We start from the raw sequence: 14675 nt of genomic DNA, 5'->3' as shown, positions 1-14675 counted from the left end.
AATATGGTAAATTAATGAAATAAAATATAAAGAATAGCAGGTGAAATGGTGTTAAAAAAATTTCATGTTTATATGTCCTCATTCAAACAAGAAAGAATGATTAGAGTGTATTTGCCTGTAAATTATCATGAGTCAAACAAACGTTATCCCGTATTGTATATGCACGATGGGCAAAATGTTTTTGAAGATGAAGGTGCCATTAAAGGGGTATCTTTAGGATTGAAGGATTACCTAGATCAAAACAAAGTAGAAATAATGGTAGTAGTAATTGATTTAAATCCTGAAGGAGAAGAACGCATTAATGAATACTGCCCATGGGTAAATGGCGCGATCGCCGAAAAAATCATTGGTCACCCTGTTTCTGCTGGCGGTAAAGGTGAACAATACTTAGAATTTATCGTAAATGAACTTAAACCATTAATAGACAGTAAATACCAAACTAGTAAGGAGCATACTTCAATGGCCGGAATTTCGTTAGGAGGACTTATCTCTACATATGCTGAATTCCGATATCCACAAATTTTCAAGCGAATTGCGGCGATATCACCTGGATATTATCGAAACCAAGAGGAACTTGAGTTATTCGTAAGAAATTCCGACCTGTCTGGAGTCGAGAGGTTTTATATGGAATTTGGCACCCATGAAATACGTAATGATAAGCTTAACAACGAGTTTACAGATATGATTCAATCCATCTATGAAATCGTGAGCAGTAAAATTGCGGATACCCGCTATGAAACTATTCAAAATGGTGAGCATAACTATACATCGTTTAAAAAGAGAATTGGTGAAGTAATCTCTTATCTTTATTCCGATTTGTAAGTTTAAGTAGGTATGGCCGAGAATAGACCATACCTTTTAAGTGACCATCATTTTGTTTTTTTTTGAGCTTTTCAGTCACTATGCGCCTCTTATAGTTACCATAAATCCTGCTCTTTTCATTTATCGGCACTATAAACCTCTTATAGTTACCCAAATCCCAGCTCGGTTACTATGAACCGCTTATGTTATTCGAGCAACCTATGTTTGAGTCACCTTTGGCGTTAATCTAAAATGGTTTTAGTATCATTAAAGCTATAATGACAATAAAAATAGCATTTTCCAAATGTTCATAGCGGAACAGTATTCTTGATAACCGATAATAATCTTCAGGTATTTCTTCGCCCTTGTGTGAAGCTAACAAAGCCTTAACCGGTTTAGATCTTGGTGATAGAACAAGCGGGCCAATTGCTAGTGCAGCTAAAAAGAGAACAAGACTTGTTACATACCAGCCCATTCGGAACAGGCTTGGATTCATAAAGCCCATGATTAAACCTGTGATAAGTAAAAGCGTACCGCCCACCATCACAAAGATATGCAGTTTATGTCGAATAGCATAGGAATGCCTTAACTCTGTCATGGTTTTTCCCGACTTTACCACTGTGGTTAAGATAAAACCAGGACCCATTCCCATAATCGCCGAAAAAATATGTAAAACTACGATAATTTGATAGAAAGTCATTTGATCAACCCCCATTATCTTGACTCCATTATTCTAACATAATGGTGGTTGAAACGGTTTTTATGTACTAATTCTGTCAAAAAACTTTCTTTTTTTTAATGATATAATATACATAAATTAGACAGAAAGGGCAGCGAACATGAGTAAAATTATTAAATTTCTATATATCATCATCGGATTTATTGCCCTAGGCTTAGGCGTGTTGGGTCTGGTTTTACCAGTGTTACCGACAACTCCTTTGCTTCTTTTAGCCTCCTACTGCTTTGTGAAGGGGTCTGAACGGTTCGAAACCTGGTTTAAAGGAACAATTCTTTATAAACGTCATATAGAGACATTTGTAAAAGTGAGGGCCATGACATTAAAACAAAAACTGTCGATACTGTTATTTGCTGACATAATGATTGCCATTCCCTTCTTTATCCTAGAAAGCCTTTTCGTCCGGCTCATGCTGTTATTGATTGTTTTTTATAAATATTATTACTTTATCTATAAAATAAAAACGGTGCCAGAAGCAAAGAAATAACCGAGAGCCAAGGAAACAACTCCAAGCTCTCGGTTATTTATAGTTGACGACAATATCTCAGTGATATGTAATTTTCCCCATCTGGATTTCCATACCCATTTTGTTCATGTTGAAAAATAAATCCTCTTGCCTCATAAAAAGGGATACCTTTTTCATTCCCTTTTTGCATGGAAACCCACTGTTCCTTAATCTTTAGTAAGAGAAAGTCGATAGGCTTTTACAATGATTCCATCGTTAGCCGGTTCAAAGTCATATTGTGGCATTCGTTCGAATCCCATTGTTTCATATAGCTTCATTGCCGTAACCATGAATTCTCCGGTATGCAGCCCAATCGCCTGATAGCCTTGCGCTTTAGCCCGTTGAATACATTCAGACACTAGAGCTGAAGCAACACCTTTTCCTCGCATTTCTGGTGAAACAGCAAGCATTCTAATTTCCGGATAATCCAGTATTTCCACATTTCCTTCATATGCATCGATTTTAGCCGGAAATAGAACCACACTTCCTGCAATTTTCCCATCGATTTCAACTACTATTCTCTCAACACCTGGAAGTCTATCACCCTCTGATAAAATTGCCTGCTTTAGAGCCTGCCAATGACCTTCAGGAATTTTTACTGCATGTTCTACATAAGCCTGGACTCTTTGCTCTCGTAAATAAGGTAATTCATTTTCCATTGCTTCTCGAATGATCATATCGTTCTCCTAATCAATTAAAAATTTTTCCACTTTATTACTTAAATACTGTCGATTTTGTTCGGAATAAAGTCCAGATAAATCCGGTCCTTTTGGCAATATCCCATTATGACCTTTTTGATCATTGCTCGCTATGTGATTCGAGAGGTGATAATGTCTCTTAATGGCGTCAAAATCAGTGGTATCACCAAAACCAGGTGTTTGAAACAAATCTCTTACATAACCCCAAAGATGTGGGAAATCAACGATCCGGTTACGATTGGTTTTAAATGCTGAATAATAAGCTGCATCGAAGCGAATTAATGTTGCATATAGCCGTACATCTGAGTCAGTAATGTAGTCTCCGAATAAGAAACGCTGTTTTGATAGCCGCTCCTCTAATTCATCTAATCTTGCAAATAAGGTATCATACGCCTGTTCATAGGCTTCCTGGGACTGTGCAAAGCCACATTTATATACCCCATTGTTCACTTCATGGAAGATGACATCGTTTAAGGCATCAATCTCATCACGTAAAGACTCCGGATATAAATTTGGCGCATTTTCTTTATGAAAGGCAGACCAGACTGTTTCTAAATAGTTTGTTAGTTTGAAATAATCATTGTTCACAACCTTTTGTTCCTTTACATCCACCATCACAGGTACCGTTGGCCTGCCAGCGTAATCCGGTTCAGTCTTCTTATAAATTTCACTCATATAGCGAATGCCCAATACAGTGTCTACCCCGTCTTCATCTAAGGAGAATTCCCAATCTACATGTGGAAGTTTAGGACGCATCGGACTTGCCGTACCTAAACTAATTACATCTTCTAACCCAAGAATACTTCTGACAATTACGGAACGATGCGCCCATGGGCAGACTGCTGACCATAATAAACGATATCGTCCTGCCTCTACAGGCAGCTCGCCTTCACCGAATCCAAACGGTGTATTAAATCTATTTTTTTGCCGTTTAAACGACCCATCCCCGCTAATTTCAGCAGCAAGGCCGCCCTGCTCTTTTTGAACCATTTATAATCCACCCCTTCTATATCTTATAAAAATAATAACGAAATTCCTCATCCACCTTAAATCCTTGCTTCTCCCAAAACGCCCATGCCTTTTCATTTGTATGTTCGACCGAAAGTTCTATACCTTTGGACTTTGTTAATAGAGTAAATTCTTTCACACTTGCAAAAAGCTGTGTTCCAACGCCGCTGCCCCTAAATTCCTCGGCAATGAAAAAGTCGTTTAGCAGCCAAACACGCTGGAGGGTTAACGAAGAAAAGACAGGATAAAGCTGTGCAAATCCAACCACTTCATCCTCTAGCAGTGCAATAAAAATGACCGATTCAAGGTGCTCGAATTTTTCAAATAGAAATTGTTCCACCATCACCGGATTCTTTGTCTGTTTAAAACACTCACGGTAGTCATCAAAAATAGGTACTAGTTTTGATAACTCCTGTATGGTTGCCTGTCTAATCGTAAGTTTGTTCATTTTAAATGCAGCACCCTATGTTCATCATCCAAATAAACACCATTCAGTTTGATTGCTTTTTCTTCCAGTCCAAATACTTTAAATCCAAGTTTTGTATAAAGCTTCTTCGCTGGTTCATTGCTTGCAACGACTGATAAGTTAATTTTTTCAATTGCTTCTATCGATTTTGCTTTATTGATTGCTTGTGTAAGTAATGCTTCTCCTACACCCGCTCCTTGTCTTCTTGGCGTCACGTACATCGCAAAGATGTTTGCTCTGTGCTGTATCTTCTCGGCTTTTTCTTGTAGGAGTGTTACCACACCAATTAGCTCATCACCCTCAAACGCCCCAAAAGTGTAATTTCCTTCTGTCGAGAGATTACTTTCAACCTGAGCAATCGGATTTTCTCTTTTTATAGCGTCTTCATAACTAGTAAGAAACGCTTCCGGAGCCTGCTGTAAAGCTTCTAATCTAAGATCCCAGTATTTTTCTGCATCCGAAGAGGTGAGTTGTCTAATTTCCACCATGGGACGTCCTCCCTTTAAAATATAATAAGATACTTACTATATTACTAAAATTCAAAAAAGATAGAAATTAAAAAAGAGCGTCTTTTAATGCAATTCTTCACAGACTTCTTATTGACCACTTTTCCCTTTTCGAATGATTTACGGTCACCAAGAACCCTCCTTGTCTCGTATCCTGCTAAACAGTTTGTTTGTTTAACGTTTCAAGCTCTTTTTCGATTCTAGCTGGATCGATTCTTTTAAATAACGGCTCAACGTTGGATAGAACGATTGGTTTTACCAAAAATGGTTTCCAGTTTGTCTCTGAAATATGAAGAAAATCCTTAACCTTTTGGCTCGAAAAAGGAAGGAACGGTGTTAAGATATGTGCTAAATTAGCAATTAAATAAACGCAATCGGCTAGGGTTTGCTTGCAAGATTCTACGTTTTCGTAAATCTGCTTCCATGGTTGTTGTTCATCAAAGTATTTATTAGAAAACCGCACCAGCTCGAATACTTTTTCTAACCCTTGTTTGAATGAGGCCTCTTCAATTAAGCGGCAAGTATCCTTATATAAAGTAACGACTTTATCTTGAAGTACAGAAGAAACAACTTTATCGGGAATAACACCATCAAATGCTTTCATTATAAATTTCAACGTTCGATTTACTAAGTTCCCATATGCCCCTAATAATTCACTGTTATGACTATAAATAAATTCCTTCCACGAAAAATCAGCGTCCCGACTCTCTGGTGCATTTATTGTTAAGAAATAACGGATAGAATCAGGTTCATACCTCTCTAAAATATCAGGAACCCATACTGCCCAATTCCTGCTGGTCGATAATTTCTTTTTTTCTAAGGTCAAATACTCATTGGAAACGATATGGGTAGGTAATGGTTCCTTACCAAGTCCAGCTAGAATCCCTGGCCAAATAATCGAGTGGAACGGAATATTATCCTTTCCATGAATGTAATTGGATTTAGCAGAAACATTCCAAAACGAAGAATCATCTTTATCTGCTTCCTTTGCCCAAAGCTTGCTGGCAGTATAGTATCCCGAAACAGCCTCAATCCAAACATAGATTTTCTTTTCTTCATATCCAGCAACAGGCACGCTCACTCCAATAGGTAAATCGCGAGAAACTGCTCGATCCTGCAAACCTTCCTTTAAATATCTCTTCGTAAGAGAAACAGCATTCTCCCGCCAAAGCTTGTTATTTTCCGCTTTTTGTACATAGTTTTCCAATTGAGCTTGGAACGAGCTTAATGCAAAATAGAAATGCTCCGTGAATCTTGTAGTAGGTGGATTTCCGCATATTTTGCATTTGCTATTCAGCAATTCAAGGGGTTCTAAAATAGTTGAACAATGATCACATTGATCCCCCCGAGAGGGTTCTTTACATACAGGACAGATTCCTTCCACATATCGTTCCGGCAAGAATTGGGCGCATTCCTCACAATAGGTTTGTTCAATTTCTTTTCTATAGATATGACCTTTTTCAAGAAGCTCTAAAAAAATCTCTTGAACTAATTTATGGTGATGCTCAGTATCGGTTCGAGTATAGCAATCATATGAAAATCCCAATTTCGAAAAACATTCGAGGAATTCCTGGTGATAACGGTCTGTAATTATGTGAGGTGCTACTCCTTCTTGTCTCGCGCGAATGGTTATTGGAGTTCCGTTACAATCACTTCCTGAAACATAAAGTACTTGTTCCCCTTTTAGACGATAATATCTTGCCAATATATCCCCTGGCAGCAAACTTGAAATATGACCTAGATGCAATGAACCATTTGCATAGGCCCATGCACCTCCAATAAAAATACTCATCCAATAAAACCTCCTATAAAAATAAAAAAACCCCGCCCTTAACTGTAATAGTTAAGGACGAGGTTTGATAATCCACGTGATACCACCTTATTTCGCAAATAGCTCACACTATTTGCCTTAGCAAGTACGGAGTATTCTAATCTACTCTTATACTGTGACATGGATAACGAGTGCCAAAACTCGTCGCAGCCTACTAATACCATTAAGTATGTTCAGTACGAAGCTCAGAGACCATTGTTCAAATGAGTGTTTTTGCTTCTTTTCAGCTGCCGAAGCTCTCTGTGGAAAAACCATTTCATTTTACTTTTTCTCTTCTTTGCCTTTATTTGTAAATTTAACAATATAGTATTCGATAAATTCGAAAAAGTCAATTTTAATTAACATCATAAATAAAAGAGGCAAATTCAGCCTCCTAACACTCGCAAATTATTTTTCCTTTTTCTTATGAGTAGTGCTATTTAGGTTCCCTTCTGTAATAACACGGTCAATATCAAGATACGGTTTACCACGCAATGCTTCATTTGAAATAATAGTATTATTTTGATTTTCATTATTCATTAAAACTACCTCCAAATAATTTTTCTTCTAAAGATAGTGTGTGCAATCTTTAGTGGTTAATCCTATTATGTTGTTTTTTCTATTATACCAATTGAGGCATTGATTGTTTTTCTGTTATGATTAAAAAGAAATAATACAACTTATTGATCATAACCCTAATCACAGCATTTGGTTATACTGATACATAAAATTTGAGTTTTATATGGATGAGTGATAATGAAATGAATAATGAAAAAACACCTCTAACACCTGATTCTAATGTTCAAAGTCTAGATCAATCTGATCTTGCCCTAGCCGTACGTTCATTTTTGTCCTCTTTAGATGTAAACGGGGAGTCACGATTACCACAACGTGCTTATCTAGCTATTCGAAATGCGATTCGCCACCTTCAATTGCCTCCCGGAAAGACTGTACTTGAGAGGGAGATGGCAGAAATCCTCGGCATGAGCAGGACACCTGTACGTGAATCACTTGTCCGTTTGGAAACGGAAGGATGGGTACGGCTCATACCGCGCCGAGGTTTTATTGTTGCACCACTTGTCGCAGATGATCTTCAACAAATTTATGAAGTAGTGGAATCACTGGATGGTGTAGCTGGCAGACTCGCCGCCAGTCGTGCTACTAACGAAGAGTTAAACCAACTTGAGCACCTGATTAAAGAACAAGAAAAGGCACTAGAATTAAACGATCTGCTTGCATGGACAGACCTTGATGATCAATTTCATAATTATATTGTTGATTTGGCCCGAAACCCACGCCTTAGAGGGATTGTTGACAGTCAGTCTGATCAACTATATCGCGCTCGCTTATACACAATTGGACATCGACCTAAGCCAATACATTCAGTAATTGAACATAAGGCAATCCTAGCAGTCATGCGAGCAGGCGAACCTGAAGCTGTACGAACTATGTTGCAATCTCACCGCCATAGAGCACGCAACGAAATTCTAGAGGCTCTTCAATCTATGCCTGCATCACCGGAAGAAACGCTAAATTAGGAGACTTTATAAAAAAAGGCTGTAGAGATTTCATAGAAATCAACTACAGCCTTTCTTTTTCAGTATAGAAACTTTTATTTTACATAGTTACAGAGCTTACCAATCTGCTCTACTTCAATAACTACAATATCTCCCGACTTCATCGGGCAGCTTCCAGAAGGAGAACCGGTAGCCAAAACATCACCCGGCTCTAGTGTCATCACCTGCGAAATCCAACTGATAAGGAAAGGAATTGAAAGAGACATCTGATTGGTATTACCATCTTGTACGACATTGCCGTTTAATGTTGTAACGATACGTAAATTAGTGGGATTAATTCCTTTTACAATACACGGCCCCAACGGACCAAAGGTATCAAAACCTTTACCACGCGTAAACTGGGGATCCTTTTTTGTAAGATCTCTTGCAGTCACATCATTAAATATAGTACAGCCAAAAACATAATCCAACGCTTCTTCTTCTTTTATATTTTTGCACCGTTTACCAATTACGAGTGCCACTTCCCCCTCCATTTCCACCTGAGTGGTTAAATCACTTGAAGGAAGGATAATTTCCCCCTGATCTGGAATTACCGAAGATGTCGGTTTTAAAAACAAGAACGGTTCTTTCAGATTTGCCTTTCCCCCAGTCTCTTTTGCATGTTCAACATATGTCCATCCAAAATTAACGACCTTCGAGGGTACTACTGGCGCCAAAATCTTCACACCACTATACTTAACTCTTGATCCATCATATTTTAGTTCATCGTTTACAATTTCAGTAAAATCACTAGATAATTGTAAAATTTCATCACCTTCAACGATTCCGTAATATATTTTTCCGTTATGTTGCTGATAGCGAACTATCGTTTGTGTTTTTTGTAGCACCAGCATGACTACACCAACTCCATAACTTATTTGATGAATCTTACTTGCTGACTGATTAACTGATATTGTTCTTCCTTCTTTTTATTGAACTCTATCTTATTTTCTTCAAAGATGTTATTTCCTTCTGTATCAATGGAAACAATTAGAGGACCAAACTCATTCACTTCACACACCCAAAGAGATTCAGGCATTCCAAGGTCTTTCCAGTGTACTTCTCTAATTTGTTCTACCTTTGTGGCCGCAAAAACAGCATTTCCGGCTGGAAAGACGAGATGCAGCGCCTTATGATTCTTGCAACCTTCTTCGGTGTTCTTCCCCATTCCACCTTTTCCAACAATAAGCTTAACACCTGTTTCTTCAATAAATTCCTTTTCAAACTTCTCCATTCTCATGCTGGTTGTCGGACCAATAGAAACAATTTCGTACTCTTCATTTCCAAGGTCTCTAACAATTGGCCCCGCGTGAAATATAGCCTTCCCCTTAAGATCTACTGGTAAAGGGATTTTTTCTTCAATGAGTCTTCTGTGTGCCACATCCCTGCAAGTAACGAGTGTACCAGTTAGGTAGATGATGTCTCCAATTCGTATATCCTTAAGATCCTCATCTTTTATAGGCGTGGTTAATACTTTCTTACTCATAGTGTTACCCCCTCGTGAGTACTAATTTCATAGTTCAAATTACTGTCAAAGGTGATCTTTCCTCTTCTATGGGACCAGCACCCTGTATTAACTGCAACACCAATAGTAGACGGATGTCTTGCCGTGTTCACAACATTTACACCCATGACAGATTTAGATCCCTTAAGACCCTGAGGTCCAAGGCCGATAGCATTGATCCCATCTTCAAGAAGCTTTTCCATCTTTGCAGCATTTTCATTTTCATTACGACTTCCAACAGGTCTCATAAGAGCTTTTTTAGAGTTCATAGCTGCTGTTTCTACAGAAGTACCAACGCCTACACCAACAAGCAGTGGAGGACAGGCGTTAATTCCATAACTAGTCATCCGATCAAGTACAAACTTTACGACACCCTCGTAGCCTTCACCCGGCATTAGAACTGTCGCCACACCAGGAAGGGTACAACCTCCGCCTGCCATATAAGTATAAATTTCCACTTTGTCACTGTCTTCTTCAATTTCCCAGAAGATGCTTGGTGAACCGTCACCGATGTTCTTTCCTGTATTGTATTCATCAAATGTTTCTACAGAATTGTGTCGTAATGGAGTTTCTTGAGTTGACTTATACACGCTATTCTTCAGAATACTATCTAACTGCCCAATCAAGGGGAAGTTCTCTCCGCACTTAACAAAAAACTGGAGAACACCTGTATCCTGGCATGAAGGTCTCTTTAACTCAGAAGCTAGCTTTTGGTTTTCAAACATAGTTTTGTAGATAATTTTTGCAAGCTTATTATCTTCCTCTTCACTTAGCTCTTTCAGTTTATTTTCCACATCATCAGGAAGTTTGTAGCTGACAAGGGATATAAACTTTGACATCAAATCAGTCATCTTTTCCTTTTGCTGAATCTTATCCATCATAACGCTCATAGTAACCTCTCCTTTTTAAGCTTTATTTTTTGTAGAAAGGGCAGAAAATTGTAACAGTCCAAAGCTCCTCAAAATCATAAAGGGGTAATCGCTTTCAAAAGAGTATATCCCGTCTAATGCTGAGCTAAATGAGCCTGTACATATAAACTTGTGAGTCAGCTTAATGTGAATATCTTATGAGCTAATTATTAAATAATGTATACATTAATGTCAATAGATTTCATGAAAATTAATAAATCAATAATATGATTGATTGTCTACACGCAACAATTCACCTAATCATTAAGTGTAATCCGTTTTTTATTATTTTTATATTTAAAAAGGTGAAATATTCTAAAAATTGAATTGACATTAATGTATACGTTAACATACAATCTAATCAATGGTATACTATCGATTTAATTTCCTTGCACCATTTAAATTAAAAATAAAGGAGTGATATTATTGAATGCGCTTTCAAACTAATGTATTTTTCATCTCTGATCATTCTTAACCTGGATATTACTGACACGATTTGTTTTTCGTATTATCATAAGGGATGAACACTTTTGTATACGCTCCCATTGCTAACAAGTTAGTTTCATCAAGTAAATGAATAAGAAACTAGAACCTCATTAAAAGTTGACCCTTATGATGATGTTCTGGATAAAAGATCACTATATTCATAGCTTAACAACGTAGTAATACTCTTAACTATTTAATATTACTAATAATTTGACTTTATATTTTTAAGGGAGCTGGTTTGTATGTTAACAATCCTAGCATTATTAATGATCATTGTATTCATTGTTCTTCTCGCAAAAAATAAATTATCTATATTCGGTGCATTAACAATTGTTCCATTTGTTTTCGGAGCAATTGCAACCTTTGTAACGGGTGCTTCCTTTTTGGATCTCTTTGAATGGATTAAAGAAGGTATTTTATTTAGTGTAAATGAAGAAACAGGAAAAGTTTCTACTGGGGTTATTTCACCTGCTATTGTAATTTTATTTGCGGTATTGTATTTTGGTGTAATGCTTAATGTCGGTTTGTTTGACCCTTTATGCGAATTCTTTATTAAAAAAGCAAAAGGCGATCCATTAAAAGTTACATTGGCAACAGTTTTAACTGCGACAGTAGTTACGATGAACGGTGATACTACTACAACTGTTATTATTTGTATTGCTGCTTTCCTTCAACTTTATAAACAAATGAATATTAAGCTCATTTATTTAGCTGTAATCATTGTTACCCCTATTGGAATCTTTAATCAGCTGCCTTGGGGAGGTCCAACAATCGCTGCAGCCACAGCTATGGATGTAAGTATTAGTAAATTGTTTGCAGATTTATTGCCAGGAATGTTAGTTGCTGAAGTATTTGCTATTTTTATGGCTTATTTTATCGGAATTAAAGAAAGAAAACGTTTAAACTATGATCCTAAGACTGCTAAAGAAATTTCTCCAGAGCATATGGAAAGCATGTTAAACGCTATTCGTTTAAAAGATCCAGAATTAAAGAGACCTAAACTATATGGTTTTAATTTGATTTTAACGCTTGCTATTTTAGTTATGCTTGTGATGGATATTGCACATGGCGGTGTTTTATTTGGTATAGGTGCAGCAATTGCCCTTACGGTAAACTATAGGTCTGCAAGTCTTATTAATGAACGAATTGATGACTTAGCAGCAGATGCTTTAGCTCCAGCTATGGCAACTTTGGCTGCGGGGGTTTTCTCTGGCGTTTTATCAGGCAGCGGGATGTCAACTGCTTTAGCAACGTCTATTACAGGTATTATTCCAGAAGCTTTAGGTTCACAAATGGCACCCGTTTACGCGTTAATGGCAGCACCTGCAATTACATTTTTACCGCAAGATGCTTTCTACTTTGGGATTGCCGGCGTTATGGCAGATGTTATGGGGGAATATGGAATTTCCGCAAGCGGGGCGGCTGTAGCTTCCATGGTGGGACAAGCATTCCGTCTCATTTCACCGGTTATTCCGGCTCTATATATGTTAGTTGATTCTACAGAGACAAACTTTATCGACTTTCAAAAAACGTATGTAATTTATGCTTGGCCCATTATCTTTATATACCTAGGTGTTTATATATTAACCGGGGCATTGCCGATTTAGAAAAAATCCTTTTATAATTTAACAACAAAAAGCTGAATTCCTTAGCGTATAGGAATTCAGCTTTTTATATTTGAAATTCTGTTAGAGGACAAAAATTTACCGGACGACACTCATATTATTTTAATCCTATTATATAGAAAAATAGTAAAAGTAATTGGACTCCTTTATAAACCCTATTTTTTCATATAGTCTCTGCGCTGTCTGATTTTCTTGACCTGTCTCTAATGACACGCCTTTTGCACCTGTTTCCTCCGCAAATTCAATCGCCTTTTTTATTAACTTCTCACCGAACCCCTTCTTGCGGGCAGAAGCATTTACATATAAATCGTTAAGAATCCATGACTTTTTCATACTCACAGATGAAAAAGTCGGGTATAGCTGAACAAAGCCAACCGGATTACTCTCATCAAAGGCAATGAAAACTACTGAATCCTCATTTATTAATCTTTCTTTTAAGAAAGCTCTTGCACCTTCAATATCAGATTCCTGTTTGTAAAACACCCGATAAGAATCAAATAACTCAGTTAAAGAATTAAGTTCATTTAATGAAGCCTTGAAAATACTCATGGTATACCCCCTATTAAAACTATGAATAACGAATGATTAATTTTTTCAAAAGTTTATCTAATGATGTAAAACTGAATCCCAATGACTGAACAAAGCTCGTATTGACTGACCACGACCCAGGGAAATTATAGGGAGAAGGATTTCCATCTTTGTTTAATTTTGCTTCTGTCCCAGTTAGATTCTCTATTAATCCAATTAACTCACCCAAACTAATATCTTCCTCACAGCCTGGATTAACCGGACCTTGATAGTCGGAATTTGCCATACTTAATAAAAAGGAAGCCGCTTCGCCTGAGTCAATAAAACTATATCTAAAGTTAAGATGTTCAATGAACATCGGTTTCCCCTCTTTTACATGCTCCACATGAAAATGCAAACGATTCGTATAATCGTCCTTGCCAATAATAATCGGAAAGCGGACGGCAACGACCGGGAAGTTAGCATTCTGAAAAAGGATGGCTTCGGCCGCTCGTTTTGCTTCCTGATATCCAGCATATCCTATGTAATCTCTTCTGGATTTTAATACTGGCTGGTAATGGGATGGATTGAAACTTTCCTCCAATTGATTAGTTCCAAAATCATAAACTGCCTGACTCGATGTAAAAAATATACTTTTGAACTTTTCCATTTAGTGCTTGCAGTGAATCAAGCGCTTCTTGTGAGGAATAACAGGTTTGATCAAAGGCAACATCCCATTTCTTATCTTTAAAAGCTTTTTCTAGAGAATCTGTATGTTCACGGTTTATAATCAATCGGGAAACTTGATTGCCGAAGTCATCCGTCGTCAAACCTCTTGTTGCAATGGTAACTTCGACCCCTTCGTCGATTAATAATTGTACCAGCCGCTTGCCAACAAATTGCGTTCCCCCAAGTATTAACGCTGATTTCATCCTTAATCCCCCCAATTGTTCATCCTATTCTCTAGAATACCTCAATTTACCATTTTGGCGATACTCTCAATATGACCTGAAACAAAGGAAAATTTTAAAAAACGGCAATAGGGCTTTACTTACGGCAAAAGTAAGTAAAGCCCTATATGTACGCTTTTAATTAAAATGCACCGAGCATGATTAATAATTGGCGAAGACCCTCTAATGCAAATCTCCCTATAAAGCTATAAGCAAAAATCGCAACGATTGGCGAGAAATCAATCATACCAAGAGGCGGGATAAACTTCCTAAAAACCGATAAGTAAGGGTTAACCAGCCTGCCAACCAGCGAACCTATTTTGGATGTTTGAAATTGCGGGAACCAGGAACCAAAAATATTAATCAAAATTAACCAATAATAAATATCATAGATATAATTTGCTATTACTAAAATATTTGTGCCCAAATTTATTCTTCCTATCTATAAAATTTTTTTCAATACCGCTACTGTTCATATACGTATTATACTCAATAAGGTTTCAAATATATCTATATTTTTAACTAAATCTGTATTATTTCTTAAAAGCATGAAGAATCTAAAAAGTTTAGAAAAGGTCACCTCCTTCCCAATTCCCAATTAGTATTATT

At 37.2% G+C, this 14675-nt stretch carries 18 protein-coding genes and 1 other annotated feature; of the genes, 4 read left to right on the top strand and 14 right to left on the bottom strand.

The features are described 5' to 3' along the window. Positions 1–45: 45 nt before the first annotated feature. Complete coding sequence (locus tag QFZ28_RS25570; RefSeq protein ID WP_307197442.1) at positions 46–822, top strand: alpha/beta hydrolase; 777 nt, start codon at positions 46–48, stop codon at positions 820–822. A 226-nt stretch (positions 823–1048) separates the two neighbouring features. On the opposite strand, the gene QFZ28_RS25565 is transcribed toward QFZ28_RS25570, so the two are convergent. Beyond that, a complete protein-coding gene (locus QFZ28_RS25565) occupies positions 1049–1516 on the bottom strand; it encodes a DUF2269 family protein (RefSeq protein ID WP_307197441.1) in 468 nt (155 codons plus the stop codon). A 124-nt stretch (positions 1517–1640) separates the two neighbouring features. On the opposite strand from QFZ28_RS25565, the gene QFZ28_RS25560 reads away from it, so the two are divergent. Beyond that, positions 1641–2024: a DUF454 family protein gene (locus QFZ28_RS25560; protein ID WP_307197440.1), complete on the top strand. Its 384-nt coding sequence runs from the start codon at positions 1641–1643 to the stop codon at positions 2022–2024. Between the two features lie 185 nt (positions 2025–2209). Here QFZ28_RS25560 and QFZ28_RS25555 read toward each other — a convergent pair whose 3' ends face one another. The 6 genes from QFZ28_RS25555 to QFZ28_RS25530 all read right to left on the bottom strand — a co-directional run bounded on the left by QFZ28_RS25555 (position 2210) and on the right by QFZ28_RS25530 (position 7070). Continuing rightward, the gene (locus tag QFZ28_RS25555) at positions 2210–2719 is read right to left on the bottom strand and encodes a GNAT family N-acetyltransferase (RefSeq protein ID WP_307197439.1); all 510 of its coding nucleotides are present in this window, start codon (positions 2717–2719) and stop codon (positions 2210–2212) included. 9 nt (positions 2720–2728) lie between these two features. Beyond that, positions 2729–3730, bottom strand: coding sequence for a glutathione S-transferase family protein (locus QFZ28_RS25550; RefSeq protein ID WP_307197438.1), 1002 nt, complete (start codon positions 3728–3730; stop codon positions 2729–2731). A gap of 16 nt (positions 3731–3746) precedes the next feature. After that, positions 3747–4196, bottom strand: a complete 450-nt coding sequence (locus tag QFZ28_RS25545; RefSeq protein WP_307197437.1) for a GNAT family N-acetyltransferase — start codon at positions 4194–4196, stop codon at positions 3747–3749. Continuing rightward, positions 4193–4702: a GNAT family N-acetyltransferase gene (locus QFZ28_RS25540; protein ID WP_307197436.1), complete on the bottom strand. Its 510-nt coding sequence runs from the start codon at positions 4700–4702 to the stop codon at positions 4193–4195. The genes QFZ28_RS25545 and QFZ28_RS25540 overlap by 4 nt, the downstream gene beginning before the upstream one ends. A 175-nt stretch (positions 4703–4877) precedes the next feature. Then, on the bottom strand, positions 4878–6512 hold the full coding sequence (gene metG, locus QFZ28_RS25535; RefSeq protein WP_307197435.1) for a methionine--tRNA ligase: 1635 nt from the start codon (positions 6510–6512) through the stop codon (positions 4878–4880). 50 nt (positions 6513–6562) lie between these two features. After that, positions 6563–6838 (bottom strand) — a binding site (T-box leader). Positions 6839–6938: 100 nt separating this feature from the next. Further along, positions 6939–7070: a hypothetical protein gene (locus QFZ28_RS25530; protein WP_307197434.1), complete on the bottom strand. Its 132-nt coding sequence runs from the start codon at positions 7068–7070 to the stop codon at positions 6939–6941. A 221-nt stretch (positions 7071–7291) separates the two neighbouring features. Here QFZ28_RS25530 and QFZ28_RS25525 point away from each other — a divergent pair, with 221 nt between their 5' ends. After that, positions 7292–8068: a GntR family transcriptional regulator gene (locus QFZ28_RS25525; RefSeq protein ID WP_307197433.1), complete on the top strand. Its 777-nt coding sequence runs from the start codon at positions 7292–7294 to the stop codon at positions 8066–8068. Between the two features lie 74 nt (positions 8069–8142). Here the strand turns inward: QFZ28_RS25525 and QFZ28_RS25520 are convergent, their stop codons facing one another. Genes QFZ28_RS25520 through ttdA form a run of 3 tightly spaced genes read right to left on the bottom strand, consistent with a single transcriptional unit; the run spans position 8143 to position 10480 of the window. Continuing rightward, positions 8143–8940, bottom strand: coding sequence for a fumarylacetoacetate hydrolase family protein (locus QFZ28_RS25520; RefSeq protein WP_307197432.1), 798 nt, complete (start codon positions 8938–8940; stop codon positions 8143–8145). A gap of 20 nt (positions 8941–8960) precedes the next feature. Next, positions 8961–9572, bottom strand: coding sequence for a L(+)-tartrate dehydratase subunit beta (gene ttdB / locus QFZ28_RS25515; protein ID WP_307197431.1), 612 nt, complete (start codon positions 9570–9572; stop codon positions 8961–8963). Beyond that, positions 9569–10480: a L(+)-tartrate dehydratase subunit alpha gene (gene ttdA, locus QFZ28_RS25510; RefSeq protein ID WP_307197430.1), complete on the bottom strand. Its 912-nt coding sequence runs from the start codon at positions 10478–10480 to the stop codon at positions 9569–9571. Before ttdA ends, ttdB begins: the two co-directional genes overlap by 4 nt. Before the next feature lie 746 nt (positions 10481–11226). Between ttdA and QFZ28_RS25505 the strand changes: the two genes are divergently transcribed. Then, positions 11227–12591 (top strand): citrate:proton symporter, encoded by a 1365-nt coding sequence (locus tag QFZ28_RS25505; RefSeq protein WP_307197429.1) that lies wholly within the window; start codon positions 11227–11229, stop codon positions 12589–12591. Positions 12592–12720: 129 nt separating this feature from the next. On the opposite strand, the gene QFZ28_RS25500 is transcribed toward QFZ28_RS25505, so the two are convergent. From QFZ28_RS25500 to QFZ28_RS25485, 4 genes are all read right to left on the bottom strand, one after another. Next, positions 12721–13158 carry a GNAT family N-acetyltransferase gene (locus tag QFZ28_RS25500; RefSeq protein ID WP_307197428.1) on the bottom strand — a complete coding sequence of 146 codons (438 nt, stop codon included), beginning with the start codon at positions 13156–13158 and terminating at the stop codon, positions 12721–12723. Between the two features lie 19 nt (positions 13159–13177). After that, positions 13178–13786, bottom strand: coding sequence for a hypothetical protein (locus tag QFZ28_RS25495; protein WP_307197427.1), 609 nt, complete (start codon positions 13784–13786; stop codon positions 13178–13180). Next, positions 13737–14048 carry an NAD-dependent epimerase/dehydratase family protein gene (locus QFZ28_RS25490; protein WP_307197426.1) on the bottom strand — a complete coding sequence of 104 codons (312 nt, stop codon included), beginning with the start codon at positions 14046–14048 and terminating at the stop codon, positions 13737–13739. The genes QFZ28_RS25495 and QFZ28_RS25490 overlap by 50 nt, the downstream gene beginning before the upstream one ends. A 160-nt stretch (positions 14049–14208) precedes the next feature. Next, the gene (locus tag QFZ28_RS25485) at positions 14209–14493 is read right to left on the bottom strand and encodes a YggT family protein (RefSeq protein WP_307197425.1); all 285 of its coding nucleotides are present in this window, start codon (positions 14491–14493) and stop codon (positions 14209–14211) included. Positions 14494–14675 lie beyond the last annotated feature (182 nt).

This window comes from Neobacillus niacini, assembly GCF_030817695.1.
Classification (GTDB): Bacteria; Bacillota; Bacilli; order Bacillales; family Cytobacillaceae; genus Neobacillus; species Neobacillus niacini_F.
Note: the sequence above shows the minus strand (reverse complement) of the source record. Positions and strands in the feature narration are given on the sequence as shown.